Here is a 16,092-nt window from a genome sequence, read left to right as displayed (position 1 = left end):
ACCGTGACAAGGTGGAGCATGGATAAGTGGTTCGCTAAGGTGAACTGCGGTAGTCACAAATGCAAGAGAACCGGCCTGCTGGCATAATCACGGCAGAGCAAGTTCCAAGACCAGATGATGCGTACTCTCGTGTCATCGTTCACGCGAGGGAGCGTCTAAGTGGCCGATCAGGCAACTGCGCAAGAATTCGACATCCTGGTACTCGGCGGTGGCAGCGGCGGATACGCCACGGCCCTCCGCGCCGTTCAGCTTGGGCTCACTGTGGGCCTCGTGGAGAAGGGGAAGCTCGGCGGCACCTGCCTGCACAACGGCTGCATCCCCACCAAGGCGCTCCTGCACTCCGCGGAGCTCGCCGACCACGCCCGCGATTCCGCGAAGTACGGCGTCAACGTCACGCTGGACAGCATCGACATGTCCGCTGTCAATGCTTACAAAGACGGCATCATCGCCGGCAAGTTCAAGGGCCTCCAGGGCCTGATCAAGTCCAAGGGCATCACCGTCATTGAAGGTGAGGGCAAGCTGCAGGGCACCGACACCGTCGTCGTGAACGGCACTGCCTACAAGGGCAAGAACATTGTCCTCGCCACGGGTTCCTACTCCCGCACCCTGCCGGGCCTGGACATCGGCGGCAAGGTCATCACCTCCGACGAAGCCCTCGTCATGGACACCATCCCCAAGAGCGCCATCATCCTGGGCGGCGGCGTGATCGGCGTCGAGTTCGCTTCAGTCTGGAAGTCCTTCGGCGTGGACGTCACCATCGTGGAAGGCCTGCCGTCGCTGGTCCCCAACGAGGACGCCGCGATCGTCAAGAACTTCGAGCGCGCGTTCAAGAAGCGCGGCATCAAGTTCTCCACCGGAGTCTTCTTCCAGGGCGTTGAACAGAACGACGACGGCGTCAAGGTCACCCTCGTCGACGGCAAGACCTTCGAAGCCGACCTGCTGCTCGTGGCTGTCGGCCGCGGACCGGTCACCGCCAACCTCGGCTACGAAGAAGCCGGCATCACGATCGACCGCGGCTTCGTCATCACCAACGAACGCCTGCACACCGGCGTCGGCAATGTCTACGCCGTGGGCGACATCGTCCCCGGCGTCCAGCTGGCGCACCGCGGCTACCAGCAGGGCATTTTCGTGGCCGAAGAGATCGCGGGCCTGAAGCCGGTCATCGTTGAGGACGTCAACATCCCCAAGGTCACCTACTCCGAGCCTGAGATCGCCACTGTCGGCTACACCGAAAAGGCCGCCAAGGAAAAGTTCGGCGACGACCAGGTGGAAACCCAGGAGTACAACCTCGCCGGCAACGGCAAGAGCTCCATCCTCGGCACCGGCGGCATCGTCAAGCTGGTCCGGCAGAAGGACGGTCCCGTGGTGGGCGTCCACATGATCGGTTCCCGCATGGGCGAGCAGATCGGCGAAGCACAGCTGATCGTGAACTGGGAAGCCTACCCGGAGGACGTGGCACAGCTGCTGCACGCCCACCCGACCCAGAACGAGGCCCTCGGCGAGGCCCACCTTGCCCTCGCGGGCAAAGCCCTCCACGGCTAGAAATTCCGCCCGCACCACCGCAAGAACCCTGAGCTTAGTGCACCCGGCCTGATCCGCAGGGTGCACTAAGCTCGAACACGGCAGCAATCATCCGCACTAAAGATCAATAAGGAGAACGGGGACGACATGTCTGAATCCGTTAACTTGCCCGCCCTCGGTGAGAGTGTCACCGAAGGAACCGTCACCCGCTGGCTCAAGCAGGTAGGTGACCGGGTAGAGGTGGACGAGCCGCTGCTCGAGGTTTCCACCGACAAAGTAGACACCGAAATCCCCTCTCCGATTGCTGGCGTGATTGAGGAAATCCTCGTCGCCGAAGATGAGACCGCCGAAGTCGGCGCCCCGCTCGTCCGCATTGGTGACGGCTCCGGTTCCGCCGGCGCTTCCGAAGAAGCTGCTCCCGCCGAGGCTGCGCCCGCCGCAGAAGAAGCACCCGCTGAAGAAGCACCCGCCGCCGAGGAAGCCCCCTCCGCCGAGGCTGCCGCACCGGCTGAAGCCCCGGCTGCCGAGGCAGCCCCCGCCGCTTCCGGCGAAAGCCACGAAGTAACCCTTCCTGCCCTCGGCGAGTCCGTCACCGAAGGCACCGTGACCCGCTGGCTCAAGGCCGTCGGCGACTCCGTCGAAGTTGACGAACCCCTCCTCGAGGTATCCACCGACAAGGTGGACACCGAGATCCCGTCGCCGGTTGCCGGCACGCTGCAGGAAATCCGCGTCAACGAAGACGAGACTGCCGAAGTCGGGTCCGTCCTTGCCGTGATCGGTTCCGGTGCTGCCGCCCCGGCCGCCGCACCGGCAGCACCGGCTCCCAAGCAGGAAGCGCCCGCAGCCGAGGCCCCCAAGCAGGAGGCTCCTGCTGCTGCACCCGCAGCCCCGGCAGCGGCCCCCGCCAAGGAAGAAGCACCGGCTGCTCCCAAGCAGGAAGCCCCGGCAGCAGAATCCGCAGCACCGGCCGAGTCAGGCTATGTCACTCCCCTGGTGCGCAAGCTCGCCAACCAGCAGGGCGTGGACATCTCCTCGCTGACCGGCACCGGCGTGGGTGGCCGCATCCGCAAGCAGGACGTGCTGGCCGCCGCTGAAGCCAAGGCCGCTCCCGCGGCTGCGGCACCGGCTCCGGCTGCATCCAAGCAGGAAGCGCCTTCCGCGGCCGCCTCGTCACTGCGCGGCACCGTACAGAAGGCACCGCGCATCCGCCAGGTCATCGCCCGCCGCATGCGTGAGTCCCTGGACATCTCCACGCAGCTGACGCAGGTCCACGAAGTGGACATGACGAAGATCGCCAAGCTGCGCGTCAAGGCCAAGAACTCGTTCCAGGCCCAGAACGGTGTGAAGCTGACCTTCCTGCCGTTCATCGCCAAGGCAGTCGCCGAAGCGCTGAAGCAGCACCCGAAGGTGAACGCGGCCTACGACGAAGACAAGCAGGAAATCACCTACCACAACGCCGAGCACCTGGCCATCGCCGTGGACACGGACAAGGGCCTGCTGGTTCCGGTCATCTCCGACGCCGGCAGCCTGAACCTCGCCGGCCTCGCCGGCAAGATCGCAGACGTCGCAAGCCGCACCCGCGACGGCAAGATCGGCCCGGACGAGCTGTCCGGCGGAACGTTCAGCATCACCAACATCGGTTCTGTTGGCGCACTGTTCGACACCCCGATCATCAACCAGCCGCAGGTAGGCATCCTGGGCACCGGTGCGATCGTCAAGCGCCCTGTGGTGGTCACTGACGAAAACGGCGACGACTCGATCGCCATCCGCTCCATGATGTACCTCTCCCTGACGTACGACCACCGACTGGTGGACGGCGCCGACGCAGGACGCTTCCTGCAGACCCTCAAGGCCCGCCTTGAGGCCGGCGCCTTCGAGGCGGACCTGGGGATCTAAGCCCCAGCAGGGCAAACAGCAGCACACACGACGGCGGCGCAGGCACCGGTGGTTATCACCGGAAGGCCTGCGCCGCCGTCGTTGTTGCCTCGTTTGGTCACCAGACCGTTGTGGTTACCAAATCGTCGCACTCCCCGCCCGCGGGGCTTACTACGAAGCGTAGAACCCTCTGGCTAAACTGGGCGCATGGACATCGTTTACAACATCATGGTCTTCCTGCACATCGTCGGCGCCGCCATGATTGTCGGCATCTGGATCGGCAATATGAAAAAGCCCACGGTACATCCGCGGCAGTTCGACGGCGCAGCCCTGCAGCTCATCACAGGCATCGTGATGATGGGGCTCATCCCGGCGCTCGACATGGAGGCGAACTACTTCAAACTCGGCATCAAGTTCGCCATAGCACTGGCTGTGGCCGTCCTCGCCTTCATGGGTCGCCGGAAATACAAGAAGGACGAGCCGATCAGCAAGGGCCTGGCGCACAGCGTTGGCGGCCTGGCGCTGCTGAACGTGGCCATCGCCACCCTCTGGCAGTAACGCAAACTACGCTCACGACGACGGCGACGCACCCCGGGGCGGGGGCGTCGCCGTCGTCGTTCCCGCGGGCAGTCCCCGCCGGGTCCGCCGGGCAGTCGCTGTCAGTCACGCGTCACTCACACGTTAGTCACGGGCGATGCAGAACTCGTTCCCTTCGGGATCCTGCATCACGTCCCAGTGGAAGTCACCGATGTCATGCCCCTCCACGAACACGGCGCCCAGCGCTTCAGCATGGGCGCGGAGGCTGACCGGGTCCGGGCCGTGCACATCAAGGTGCAGACGCCGCCGTCCCGGAGTCGCATCCGCGACCTCCTGGAAGGCAAGCTGCGGCGCTCCGGCAGAGGCAGGCTTCAGCCAGACGAACTGGTCGAAGCGCGCGGAAACGGTGGTTCCCAGCAAAGAAGCCCAAAACGCCGCAAGCTCTTCGGCGTTCCCGGCATTGACCATGATGGCGGCGATCCTCGCCTGCGGAGAAGTGCTGGCGGACCGGTCCCGGCGGCGTTGAGTTCCCATTGAGCCAGTGTAGACAGGGCGGTTTCCAAGGATCGTCGCAACACCGACTGAAAGTGGTGTTGTTTCGTGCGGGGGATTTCAGTTGCTGGAAGTATTCGTTTGGATATGAAAGCTGCCGCTGGCACGCAAATGGCTGCATCCATTCGATGACTGGCCCTATTTGATAACGCGTAGCGTAAGTTCGTAGTGGTCGCGCTTCGATGTCGGGTGGTCGCTGGGAGGGAAGATGACTACTTCAATTCGTACCAGCCCTCCCGCTGCTTCAGCATCGGATGAGACGGCGTTCATTGCCTTTTGTGTGCAGTTCTCCGCTTGTTCATTTGCTTCCGGAGTGAAGCTGGACCTGCGGGTGATGACGTTGTATCCGGAATCTGTAAGAAGCTGGTGCAGCTCCGGGCAGCTTATGGAATCCGCCCCAAGATCCCACTTCTGGTTAAGCTCAGGGCATGCTGGTACGAGGCAGTAAGAACCGGTGTGCAGCGTTTCGGAATCGCTGACCAGCTTCCACTCCGGCTCAGTCTCGAGTTGCTCTGCCACGTCCCTCATGTAGGGTGGAGCCTCCTTGCCGTTGAGGTGGACGCCCATGGTGAAAACAGAGATCAGCTCCGAGGCGGCGGCCAAGCCAACCAGAATTCCGGCCCACCAGAGCAAGACGTTACGACGGTTCTTCTTCTTGCGGGCCAATGGCTGCCGGTATTGTTTACCGCTCACGTTGAGTCCTGCTCCCGCAATCGCGTTTGCTCAAAGGCTGGATCGTGAGCAGTGTTTGACCTCGCTCTTGGAAATGGTTGAGGAGTTCCTCATATCCGCCGACGTTAGCTGGCGGGAGTCCGCCTACCTTCCCGGCATTCCCGCTGGCAGTTTCCGCAGAGCTTCGCCTGAACCTTCGGGCGCGCTCATTTAGTTATCCTAGCGCTCCGGATCTGCAAATTTGGCCGGAGGGGTGAGACCCATTTCCGTCCCGTTAGCCGGTCATAATCCTCTGACAGCGGACACCCCGTGCGCCGCGGCTCATGAATCCCTAGGATTGATGCGGAAGGTCCGGGCGGAAGCCTGGACCGGATCGAATCTAAGCTGAGGAGTGGATATGGCAGCAACACGCACCGCGCACACCGTATGGAACGGCGACCTGTTCGAGGGGTCCGGCAACACCACGCTGGACAGCTCCGGCCTGGGCACCTACGCCGTCACGTGGAAGGCCCGCACCGAGCAGGCCGAAGGCAAGACCAGCCCCGAGGAACTGATTGCAGCAGCGCACTCGGCCTGCTTCTCCATGGCCTTCAGCAACATGCTGGCGCAGGCCGGCCACACTCCGGAAGAGGTCCACACCAAGGCGGACGTGACCTTCAAGCCGGGCACCGGCATCACGGGCAGCCACCTCACGGTGAACGCCCGGATCCCGGGCATCTCGGAAGAGGAATTCCAGAAGATCGCAGCGGAAGCCAAGGTCGGCTGCCCTGTCTCCGGCGCCCTGGCAAGCATCGACATCACCCTGGACGCCACGCTCGCGGCTTCCTAGTCCGGGCTGCCTGGGGACACGCGCAGCGCCGCCGCTTCCGAGCGACGCCGCTCCCCTGACAGCAAAGGCCCCGCTCCTGCCCTGGTTACCAGGGCGGGGGCGGGGCCTTCGTTTGTCCGGGGAACCGGCCGGGCCAGTCCTTGCGTGCCAGTCCTTGCGTGCCAGTCCTTGCGGGTCAGTCCTTGCGGGCCGGCAGCGGTGCCGGGCGCAGCCGCCGGTAGCCCTCACGGAGCGGGGGCCGGTCCGTGGGGAGTTCCTGGATCATTTCCTTGAGGGCGCCGATGCCGTACTCGAGCTGGGGGTCCCGGCCGGCGGCATAGGCGTGCGGCGGGAACGTCACCTCAATATCCGGCGTCACGCCATAGTTTTCGACGCCCCAGCCCACGCCGCCGCTGAACCAGGTGGCGTAGCGCGGCTGCGTCACTCCGGTGCCGTCGGCAAGGGAGAAGCGGTTGTCGATGCCCACCACACCGCCCCAGGTCCGGGTGCCGATGACCGGCCCGATACCGCGCAGCTTGGACACCTGCGTGATGATGTCCCCGTCCGAACCGGCAAATTCGTCAGTGAGGATGACCACCGGGCCGCGAGGCGCGTGGTGGGGGTAGGTCCGGGGCCGCTCCCCGCGCGGCATGCTCCAGCCCGTCACCTTGCGGCCGATAAGTTCGGCAACAAGCTGGGAGGTGTGCCCGCCCCGGTTGCGGCGAACGTCCACGATCAGTCCGTCCAGGGCGGTCTCCGTGTCCAGGTCGCGGTGCAACTGGGCCCAGCCGTTGGCCAGCATGTCCGGAATGTGGAGGTAGCCGTACGTTCCGCCGGAAGCTTCACGCACTGTCCTGCGGTTACCGGCAACCCACTCCTGGTACCGCAGGCGTTCCTCATCCTTGGCCGGCACCACGGCAATGCGGCGCTGCCTGCCTGCTGCCTCGCCGTGGGCGGCACCGTTGCGCAGGGTCAGCTCCACGGCCTTCCCGGCGGCGCCTACGAGCTGCATGGCGGGAGTCAGCGTTTCCGACAGTTCCACGCCGTCGATGGCCAGCAGGATGTCCCCTGCCTTGGCGTCCGCCCCCGGCCTGGTCAGCGGCGAGGTTGCCAGCGGGTCAGACGACTCCCCCGCCAGGATGCGGGTGATTTCCCAGCCCGCTGCGGTGAACGCCAGGTCCGCCCCCAGGCGGCCCTGCCCGTTGCTGCCGTTTTCGGTGACAGCAGCCGGACGGACATAGGCGTGCGACGTACCGAGTTCGCCGTGAAGCTCCCACAGCAGGTCCACGAGGTCGTCATGCGAGCCGAGCCTGTCCACCAGGGGACGGTACCGGCGGTGCACGGATTCCCAGTCCTGCCCGGCCATGTCCTCGGTCCAGAAGAAGTCACGCTGAAGCCGCCAGGCCTCGTCAAAAGCCTGGCCCCACACACTCAGCGGGTGCAGGAGCACACGGATCCGGCTGACGTCCACTTTCACCAGCTGGCCGGAATCTTCGTCGCCTCTGGCATCGGCCGGCGCCACGCGAATCTGCTTGTCGTGCAGGAAGACCACCTTCCTGCCGTCACCGGAGACGCGGTAGCTGTCCAGCGCGTCCACTATGGTGGACGTTTTGCGCTTGGCCATGTCGAAGCGGACCAGGCTGGGGGCGGCGTCCTTGTCGTCAGTGCTGGCCCGCCCGTCGCCGGTGACACCGGCCAGGGCGTTGTCCAGCCAGAGCAAGGCGCCCGGGGTGGCTTCGAGTGCTGAGTAGTTTCCCTGCGGCACCGGTACTCCGATAACCCGGTGGGCCAGCCCGTCGGCGTCCACCCGGACGGCCGGCGCTGCGGATCGCGCGGCATCCGATGCGTTGCCGTTTCCGGCGGAGTCCGTGACGGCTCCGTCAGAGCCGGCCGGTTCGTCGAACGGCTCGTCGGCGAGGTCCACCGACGGGCCAAACGGCGACGGCGTGTCCGCAGCGAGGGCGACGAGGTACGGCTTGATGGGGCTCGGAAAGGACAAGTCAAAAGAGTGTCCGTCGTAGACAGGGTCAAAGCTCCGGTTCGACAGGAACGCGATGAACTTTCCGTCCGGAGTGAACGACGGCGAGGCGTCGCGGAAGCGGCCGTCCGTGACGTCCACGATCCTGAACTCAGGATCGTCCGCCTTGACAATCCGAAGCCGGCTGCGTGAGCCAAAGGAAGTGACCGGTTCGGACCAGCCAAGCCAGGCTGAGTCCGGGGACCAGCACAGCCCGTCGATCGTGCCCTCGCCGATGCTGGTCACAAGCTTGATGGTCCCGGTCCGGGTGTCGGCCAGGTAGACCTCGCCGAAGGATGTCCCGACGGCGATGGTGCGGCCGTCCGGGCTGGCCTCCATGGCACTCGCCCGCGTCGCCTTGGGGAAATCGATCTTCCGCAGCCGCGCGTTAACGGCGCCGCCGGCCGTGATGGCGGCATCCTCCGGCGCACCGCCCGCTACGTCGCTTCCGCCGTCAGTGCCGTGTTCGGCGGCACGGGTGATCCCGGAAGCCGGTACGGGCTTCGGCAGCAAGGCTCCCGGCTCCTGCCCGGCGGCCTGCCGGGGCCGCGGGGCAGGGGCTGCCTGCGGGTCGGCCAACTGCGGGGCGATGTCGTTGATGTAGAGGGCCTCTCCGCCGTCGTGGTCGGCGACGTAGGCAATACGGCCTTCGCTCAGCGGCCGCGGCAGGCGGGCGCGAACGCCGGGTGTGGCCTCCACGATCCGTGAGGGCCCGTCCTTGTGGCGGAGCCAGTGGATGGTGCCGTGCGCCTCCACCGCGCTGGAGGAGCCGCTGTGGTCCGGAATCACACTGCCAAGGTGGCGGGTGGTTTTCAGGAGTGCCGGCCTCCGCCCCTGGGAGGCCGATCCCAGCGAGATGTCGAGCTTTACCGGGTCCGATGCCAGGTCGGGGATCAGCCAAAGCTCGCCGGCGGATTCGAACACCACACGCTTGCCGTCAGTGGCGGCGTGGCGCACGTAGAAGTCTTCGTGATCGGTGTGGCGGCGCAGTCCCGTGCCGTTCGGAAGCACCGAATACAAGTTCCCGTAGCCCTCGTGGTCGGACAGGAAAGCCACCCGCCCGTCAACCCACATGGGATCCGCGAGGTTGCCGTCCAGTTCGGGGACCAGGCGTTCGAACTCCCCGTTTCCGTCGGCGTCGATCCAGAGCTTGCCGGCGGTCCCGCCGCGGTACCTCTTCCACCAGGCCGGCTCGCGCGAGAGCACACTGGCCACGACCACCGGGCGTTCATCGCCGTTCTCCGGGCCAAACGCCACGGACTCGACGGGCCCGAATGCCAGCTCCTCGGACCAGCCGCCTTCCAGCGGAACACTGTAGGCGTGCGTGTGGCGGCTTTCGGCCTGCCGGAACGCACTGGTGACCAGTACGTCGCCCGCAGCCGTGAAGCCCTTGACCCGGGTGGACGCATGGCCGAAATAGGTCAGCTGGCGGTACCCTCCGCCGTCGACATCCGCGGTGACGACCTCAGGCGCCGTCCCCTGCACTACCGTCCACACCAGCCGCTTGCCGTCGGGCGTGAAGCGGGGGTTCCTGGCCGGTAGCTGAAGGGAGGAAACCCGCCATGCGCGGCCTCCGTCCAGGGGCGCGATCCAGACGTCGTCCTCGGCCACGAAGGTGACCAGATCGCCGTGCAGATGCGGGAAACGAAAGTAGCTCGAAGAGGTCATCGTTAGATCATAGTCAAAGTCGGTGGGCCGAACGGGAGGTTCCGCCGCCGTGCCGGGCATGGTGAGATGGATCATGCGAATCATCATGGCCGGCGCGTCCGGCCTCATCGGCAGCCACATGTCCGCCCATCTTCGCTCGGGCGGCCACGACGTGGTCCGCCTGGTGCGGCGGGCACCCGCAGGTGCAGGCGAACTCCCCTGGGATCCGGCATCCGGACAGCTTGATCCCGCCCATCTTGAGGGCGCGGACGCCGTGATCAACCTGGCCGGAGCCGGGATCGGAGACCGACCGTGGACGCGGTCCCGCATCGACGAGCTGTTCCGCTCCCGGCTGGACCCCACCCGGACCCTGGCGGCTGCCATGGCGAAACTGGACCAGCCGCCGACGGTCTTCGTCAGCCAGTCCGGCTCCAATTATTACGGCGACCGCGGCGCCGCGGCGCTGAACGAAAATTCGCCGAACGGTTCGGGCATCATGGCCCGGATCTGCAGGGAATGGGAAGAGGCCGCGCACGGGGCTCCCGCCGGTGTCCGTGTTATCACTCCCCGGACAGGCGTGGTCCTGAGCAGGTCGGGAGGCGCCCTGGGACGGCTGCTGCCGCTGCTTCGGCTCGGCGTCGGGGGACCGCTGGGCAACGGCCGGCAGTGCTGGCCCTGGATCACGCTGCCGGATGTGTCCTCAGCCTTCAGCTTCCTGCTGACATCCCCGATGTCAGGCCCGGTCAACCTCTGCGCCCCCGAGAGCGCGGACGTCAACGCCCTTATTACCCGGCTCGCGGCTGCGCTGCACCGGCCGGCACTCTTCCGGGTACCCGCGCCGGTGCTGCGCATGGTCATGGGCAAGCTGGCAGACGAACTCCTGCTGGGCAGCCAGCGCATGGAGCCCGTGCGGCTGGCCGGGGCCGGATTCCAGTGGAAGCACCCCTCGCTGGAACAGGGTGCCGCCTGGGCCACCGGCAAGGATTAGTAAAGCTAGCCCGCCGGCAGGATCTCCTGGATCCGCCAGCGCCCGCCGGAACTAACCAGGACCAGACGCAACCGCTGCTCCGGACCGGCCGTTTCCACTGCAACAACATTGCCGCCGGCGTCCGTCTCCCGGTACGCCGACGTGCCTGCGGTGATTGCCACCACTGTCCGCGCATCCGAACCCCCCGGCTCTGCCTCCGCATGCGTCAGGATAGTGCCGAAGCCTGCCAGGACATGGCCGGTTTCCCTGAGCCTTCCGCTGATCCTGGCGTCGGCCACGGCGGCCGGGGAGTTCTCCAGATTGACCTCGTCCAGCAGCTCTAGTTCACCTGAGTTCAGCGCAGCGGACCGTATCCCGGCCAGTCCCCGCACAGCCTCTTCGGGCTTTGGAGATAGCGCCAGTTCCCGGACCTCGGCCGGAACAGACATGGCGGGCCCCGAGAGGACGTCCGTCACCGGTACCGACGGCGCAGAAACTGCCCCGGACGCAGGCTCGTTCCGGATGTCCAGCTCCCGCCCCGCCAGGAGCCAGGCCGAGGCGATCCCCGCGCAGGCGAGGGCCGCAACCACGGCACCAATCCACCGACGGTTGCGCCCCGCGTGCCGCCCCGAGGTACGGCGCACCCGCCGGACCCGGCCTCCCGGGCTGCCCAGGCGGCGGCGCCAGGCACGGACCTTCGACGCCAGCCTGGCCGCCCTTCGGGCGTTTCGTGACGGCGGAACGTTGCGACGCGTCAGCAGTTGCGGGAGCACCGTGGGGTGCACCGCACCGGACAGATCCAGCGGGGCTGCCTCCGCACTGCGGTAAACAGCCGCTGCAAACTCCAGGGCGGAGGGCCGCTCCCGCCGGTCCTCTTTCAAGCCCGCCTCCAACGCCGCCGCGAGGGCAGCGGGAACGCCCGGAACCAGCAGTGACAGCGGCGGACGGTCCGGGCCACGCCCAGGAGCCTTCCCGGTGAGGCAGTACCACCCGATGGCAGCCGCCGAATAGACATCACGCTCAGGCTGGAGCCCTGCCCGTAGCGCGTCGACAGGTGCCGGGTCCATAAAGCCTTCGGTGCCCGCCGGCGAAGCATCCGCTGCATCGCCCACCATGCGCGAGACACCCAGGTCCGCCAAAAGGGGCTTGCCGTGCGCAGTGAACAGCACATTGCCCGGTGACACATCCGAATGCATGAAGCCCTTGCCGTGTAGATAGCCCAAAGCCTGGGCCACGGGCGTCAGGACGGTCACCGTTTCGCCCACGCCTAACGACCCCCTGCAGCCGATCAGCTGGGCCAGGGATCCGCCGGCCGCATAGTCCATGACCACCCCGAGGCCGCCGCCCGCTGCTCCGCGGAGCCTGACCACATCGTGCGACTTCACCAAGTGGTCATGATCCAGCGCCGAGAGGATCGCCACTTCACGGCGCACGCCGCGTTCGGTATCCCCGCGGACCCGGGCGGGAACACCGGCGTCGGACCCCGGCTGCGGAAAGTTCTCCACCGGGTCAAAGCACTTCAGCGCAAACTCCCGGAGAGTGACCTCCTCCCGAACCAGCCAAACACTGGCGCTTCCCCCGCGGCCCAGTTCACGCCCCACCTCATAGCCGGGAACCTCCGGGGCCCCGCCGTCGTACCCGATTTTTTCCATACCCAAGGAATAGCGGAATCGGCAAATTTCCGCAGAAGTTATCCACAGGCACCGCGGTGAGAGGTTAAGCACAGAATCAGGCACGACGGCGGACGGGGTCTAAGCTGGATGCCATGACTCTTGAGTTTTCCACGCTGGGTCTTGCTCCGGATTTCGTTGATTACATGAAGGGCTGGGAGATCCAGCGCGAACTCCATGACAAAGTCGTCGCAGCTGAGGCACCCAGCACAGTCCTGCTCCTTGAGCACGCCGCCGTTTATACGGCAGGCAAGCTCACAGAAGACCACGAACGGCCGTTCGACGGAACCCCCGTCGTGGCCGTGGACCGCGGCGGCAAGCTGACCTGGCACGGGCCCGGCCAGCTGATTGCCTATCCCGTCCTCAAACTGAAGAACCGGTCCGGTATCCGCGATTACGTTGAACGGCTCGAAGCCGTCATGATCGCGGTCATGGCGGACTACGGCATCAACGCCGAGCGGATCAAGGGACGCGCCGGCGTCTGGATCAAAGCCGACAGCAAGGGACCGGACCGCAAGATCGCCGCGATCGGCATCCGGGTCCTGGACGGGGTCACCATGCACGGCATCGCCATCAACTGCAGCAACGACCTTGCACCTTATGCCCAGATTATTGCCTGCGGCATCACGGACGCAGGTGTCACCACGATGTCCCTCGAGGCCGGCAGGACCATCACACCCGCCGACATCGCGGACCGGGTCGTCGAAGAATTCCGCAAGCACGAAGAAGCACTCGTTTCAAACCCAGAAGGAGCTCTACTGTGACACTGGCACCAGAAGGCCGGAAGATGCTGCGTATCGAGCAGCGCAACGCGGCCACACCGGTGGAGCGTAAGCCGGAGTGGATCAAGGCCAAGGTCCAGATGGGCCCGGAGTTCGTCCAGCTCAAGAACCTGGTCAAAAAAGAAGGCCTCCACACCGTGTGTGAGGAGGCCGGCTGCCCGAACATCTTCGAGTGCTGGGAAGACAAGGAAGCCACGTTCCTGATCGGCGGCTCCGAGTGCACCCGGCGCTGTGATTTCTGCCAGATCGATACCGGCAAGCCCTCCCCGGTGGACATGTTCGAACCCACCAAGGTAGCCCGCTCGGTCCAGGCCATGCAGCTGCGCTACGCCACCGTGACCGGCGTGGCCCGCGACGACCTGGCCGACGAAGGTGTCTGGCTCTACGCCGAAACCGTCCGGAAGATCCACGAACTGAACCCGGGCACCGGCGTCGAACTGCTGATCCCGGACTTCTCCGGCAAACCCGAGCACATCGCCGCGATCTGCGACTCCAAGCCCGAGGTCTTCGCGCACAACGTCGAAACGGTCCCGCGGATCTTCAAGCGCATCCGCCCCGCGTTCCGGTACGAGCGGTCCCTGGATGTGATCACGCAGGGCCGGAACCTGGGCATGGTCACCAAGTCCAACCTGATCCTGGGCATGGGCGAAACCCGAGAGGAAATCTCCGAGGCCCTGCGCGACCTGCACCAGGCCGGCTGCGACCTGATCACCATCACCCAGTACCTGCGCCCCTCCGAACGGCACCTGCCGGTGGACCGCTGGGTCAAGCCGCAGGAATTCGTGGACCTCGCCACCGAGGCCGAGGAAATCGGCTTCCTCGGCGTCATGTCCGGCCCGCTGGTCCGCTCTTCCTACCGTGCCGGCCGGCTCTGGGCCACCGCGATGCGCAAAAAGGGCTGGGAAATCCCGGCCGAACTCGCCCACATCGAGTCCTCCGGCAGCACCCGCCAGGAAGCCAGCTCCCTCATCGCAGCACACCACTAGGACCTTTCGTAACAAATATGCCCGGGGGCCGGCACCGGAGCATTCCGGCGTCCGGCCCTCAGGCATAAATCACGTAGAATTAAGGCACTATGGCGAATTCCCCTGATTCCAGCAATCCGACTCCGGCAGCCTCTGACGCTCCGAAGCGTGGCCTCTTCTCTCGCAAGCCGAAGGAAGCCAAGGTCAAGAAGCCCAGCAGGCTGAAGCAGATCAACGAAGTCTTCCAGATGACGCGCCGCCACGACCCCATGGTGGTCTGGATGATGCTGCTTGCCTTCCTGGGCGTCGTAGCTGTCAGCTTCCTGGTGGGTTTCCTCCTCGAAAACTGGATCACGGGCCTCATTATCGGCATTCCCCTCGGTCTGCTGGCCGCCACCCTCATCCTTTCGCGCCGCGCTGAGCGCGCCGCCTTCGCCCAGATCGAGAACCAGCCCGGCGCCTCCGGCGCCGTCCTGGGCACGCTAAAGCGTGGATGGATCACCGAGGACCAGCCGGTTGCCGTCAACCCGCGCACCCAGGACGCCGTATTCCGCGCCATCGGCCGTCCCGGCGTCGTGCTTGTCAGTGAAGGCCCCACGCACCGTGTCCGGCCCCTCGTCGACGCGGAACGCAAGCGCCTGGCGCGCATCCTGCCCAACGTTACGGTCCACTGGATCGAGAGCGGCCGCGGCGAGGGCCAGGTTCCCATCAGCCAGGTCGCCAAGAAGATGAACAAGCTGGACAAGGAACTCACCAAGCTTGAGGTGAATGCTGTGTCGAAGCGCATTTCCTCGCTGGGTAACCGCCTCCCCATCCCCAAGGGAATCGATCCCTACAAGGCCCGGCCGGACCGCAAAGCAGCGCGCGGCCGCTAACAGCACACGCAACGCCCCGGACACCGGCCATCTGGCCGGCACCCGGGGCGTTTGCTTTGGGCCATCCGCCCGCACCAACCCGCCCGCCGTGAGCACAGCCATTGTGAGAAATCGGAGAACCGTGAAACTGCCCTCGAAATCTGCCGTCATCCGCCTCTTCCGCGTCCTCGCCGTTGCCGAGGCCTTCAGCTGGGCCGCCCTCCTGACAGGAATGTACTTCAAATGGGTGGCCAGGACATCCGAGGTGGGCGTGGAGATTGCCGGCCCGATTCACGGGGCGTTGTTCATCGGCTACGGCGTAGCAGCGCTGGCCCTGTGGCGGCTGCAGCGGTGGCCCTTCCGGGTGGCGTTCTTCGCGGGCATCTCTGCTGTGTTCCCCTTCGCCACGGTCCTGTTCGAACGCTGGGCAGGCAACCGCGGCTACCTGACACCGGCACCAACTGCGCAACACACAACCTTGGAGCAACAGAACGCTGGAGTGTAGGCGGGATTCGTCCCGCGACCCCGGCTACCTGCGGATAAGGATGGTGTTCATCGCCTTGTCGTGGAGGCCGCGGTGATCCGGATCAAAAATGACCGCCGGGATCACCAGGCACAGAAGCAGGGTGCGGACCAGGGCAGCCAGCGGGCCAGCCGGGGCGCCGCCCAGGCGGACTACATGGATTCCCAGGAGCCGGTGGCCAACACTGTAGCCGAGGGTGCCGATGAGCAGGATCTGCTCCGCTGCAAATACCGCCAGCGTCGCCCAGGGGTCTCCGCCGAAGGCATAGTTGCTGATCAGGAGCGCGAGTCCCCAGTCGACGCAGATGGCAAGGATCCGCCTGCCCGCCCGCGCCATCGAACCGGGGCCCGCCTCGGGCAGGCCAAGACGCTCGCCCGGGTACTTGGAAATGCCGGACATGTCCGGCCCGCTGAGCCAGGAACCTATGTCTTTGCGATCAACCACGGCTTAAGCCTATCCGCTGTGCGGCTCCTGGCGGCTCCCGCTGCGAAGTTCACAGTATGGATGCGGATGGACCACAGTGTGGACACCGTATAGCGTTTACATATCAGGCGGTTACGTAACCTGCCGGAAACATAGCGGACACGGACGGGAAATCCCGTGTCCCTAGGGTGGTAACAGTTGCTAGCGAGCTGGGAGCGGGGACACTTTTGTGTTTTCGCACCGTCGGATTGCGCTGGACCACATGGCTTTCCAGCCAGT

Annotated in this window: 14 protein-coding genes; 9 read left to right on the top strand and 5 right to left on the bottom strand. The window is 65.7% G+C overall.

Going from position 1 to position 16,092, the window contains the following annotated elements; all coding sequences use genetic code 11:
* Positions 1 to 159: 159 nt before the first annotated feature.
* From lpdA to Q8Z05_RS15830, 3 genes are all read left to right on the top strand, one after another.
* Positions 160 to 1,542 carry a dihydrolipoyl dehydrogenase gene (gene lpdA, locus Q8Z05_RS15840; protein WP_305940545.1) on the top strand — a complete coding sequence of 461 codons (1,383 nt, stop codon included), beginning with the start codon at positions 160 to 162 and terminating at the stop codon, positions 1,540 to 1,542.
* A gap of 126 nt (positions 1,543 to 1,668) precedes the next feature.
* Positions 1,669 to 3,417, top strand: a complete 1,749-nt coding sequence (sucB, locus tag Q8Z05_RS15835; protein ID WP_305940544.1) for a 2-oxoglutarate dehydrogenase, E2 component, dihydrolipoamide succinyltransferase — start codon at positions 1,669 to 1,671, stop codon at positions 3,415 to 3,417.
* Positions 3,418 to 3,603: 186 nt separating this feature from the next.
* Entirely contained in the window at positions 3,604 to 3,954 is a 351-nt protein-coding gene (locus tag Q8Z05_RS15830; protein ID WP_305940543.1) for a hypothetical protein, read from the top strand.
* A gap of 123 nt (positions 3,955 to 4,077) precedes the next feature.
* On the opposite strand, the gene Q8Z05_RS15825 is transcribed toward Q8Z05_RS15830, so the two are convergent.
* Entirely contained in the window at positions 4,078 to 4,467 is a 390-nt protein-coding gene (locus tag Q8Z05_RS15825; protein ID WP_305940542.1) for a VOC family protein, read from the bottom strand.
* Positions 4,468 to 4,623: 156 nt separating this feature from the next.
* Entirely contained in the window at positions 4,624 to 5,178 is a 555-nt protein-coding gene (locus Q8Z05_RS15820) for a hypothetical protein (RefSeq protein WP_305940541.1), read from the bottom strand.
* Between the two features lie 376 nt (positions 5,179 to 5,554).
* Here Q8Z05_RS15820 and Q8Z05_RS15815 point away from each other — a divergent pair, with 376 nt between their 5' ends.
* Positions 5,555 to 5,986 carry an OsmC family protein gene (locus tag Q8Z05_RS15815; protein WP_305940540.1) on the top strand — a complete coding sequence of 144 codons (432 nt, stop codon included), beginning with the start codon at positions 5,555 to 5,557 and terminating at the stop codon, positions 5,984 to 5,986.
* 175 nt (positions 5,987 to 6,161) lie between these two features.
* Here the strand turns inward: Q8Z05_RS15815 and Q8Z05_RS15810 are convergent, their stop codons facing one another.
* Positions 6,162 to 9,650, bottom strand: a complete 3,489-nt coding sequence (locus tag Q8Z05_RS15810) for a S41 family peptidase (RefSeq protein WP_305940539.1) — start codon at positions 9,648 to 9,650, stop codon at positions 6,162 to 6,164.
* Positions 9,651 to 9,723: 73 nt separating this feature from the next.
* On the opposite strand from Q8Z05_RS15810, the gene Q8Z05_RS15805 reads away from it, so the two are divergent.
* Entirely contained in the window at positions 9,724 to 10,617 is an 894-nt protein-coding gene (locus Q8Z05_RS15805) for a TIGR01777 family oxidoreductase (protein ID WP_305940538.1), read from the top strand.
* A gap of 5 nt (positions 10,618 to 10,622) precedes the next feature.
* Here Q8Z05_RS15805 and Q8Z05_RS15800 read toward each other — a convergent pair whose 3' ends face one another.
* Entirely contained in the window at positions 10,623 to 12,248 is a 1,626-nt protein-coding gene (locus Q8Z05_RS15800) for a protein kinase domain-containing protein (protein WP_305940537.1), read from the bottom strand.
* A gap of 113 nt (positions 12,249 to 12,361) precedes the next feature.
* Here Q8Z05_RS15800 and lipB point away from each other — a divergent pair, with 113 nt between their 5' ends.
* The 4 genes from lipB (at position 12,362) to Q8Z05_RS15780 (ending at position 15,372) form a co-directional block, all read left to right on the top strand.
* On the top strand, positions 12,362 to 13,030 hold the full coding sequence (lipB, locus tag Q8Z05_RS15795; protein WP_305940536.1) for a lipoyl(octanoyl) transferase LipB: 669 nt from the start codon (positions 12,362 to 12,364) through the stop codon (positions 13,028 to 13,030).
* Positions 13,027 to 14,034, top strand: coding sequence for a lipoyl synthase (gene lipA, locus Q8Z05_RS15790; protein ID WP_305940535.1), 1,008 nt, complete (start codon positions 13,027 to 13,029; stop codon positions 14,032 to 14,034). Before lipB ends, lipA begins: the two co-directional genes overlap by 4 nt.
* An 89-nt stretch (positions 14,035 to 14,123) precedes the next feature.
* A complete protein-coding gene (locus tag Q8Z05_RS15785) occupies positions 14,124 to 14,888 on the top strand; it encodes a DUF4191 domain-containing protein (protein WP_305940534.1) in 765 nt (254 codons plus the stop codon).
* A gap of 121 nt (positions 14,889 to 15,009) precedes the next feature.
* Entirely contained in the window at positions 15,010 to 15,372 is a 363-nt protein-coding gene (locus Q8Z05_RS15780; protein WP_371745867.1) for a DUF3817 domain-containing protein, read from the top strand.
* A gap of 24 nt (positions 15,373 to 15,396) precedes the next feature.
* Here Q8Z05_RS15780 and Q8Z05_RS15775 read toward each other — a convergent pair whose 3' ends face one another.
* A complete protein-coding gene (locus Q8Z05_RS15775; protein WP_305940533.1) occupies positions 15,397 to 15,834 on the bottom strand; it encodes an RDD family protein in 438 nt (145 codons plus the stop codon).
* Between the last annotated feature and the right edge of the window lie 258 nt (positions 15,835 to 16,092).

It is taken from the genome of Arthrobacter oryzae (assembly GCF_030718995.1).
Classification (GTDB): domain Bacteria; phylum Actinomycetota; class Actinomycetes; order Actinomycetales; family Micrococcaceae; genus Arthrobacter; species Arthrobacter oryzae_C.
Note: the sequence above shows the minus strand (reverse complement) of the source record. Positions and strands in the feature narration are given on the sequence as shown.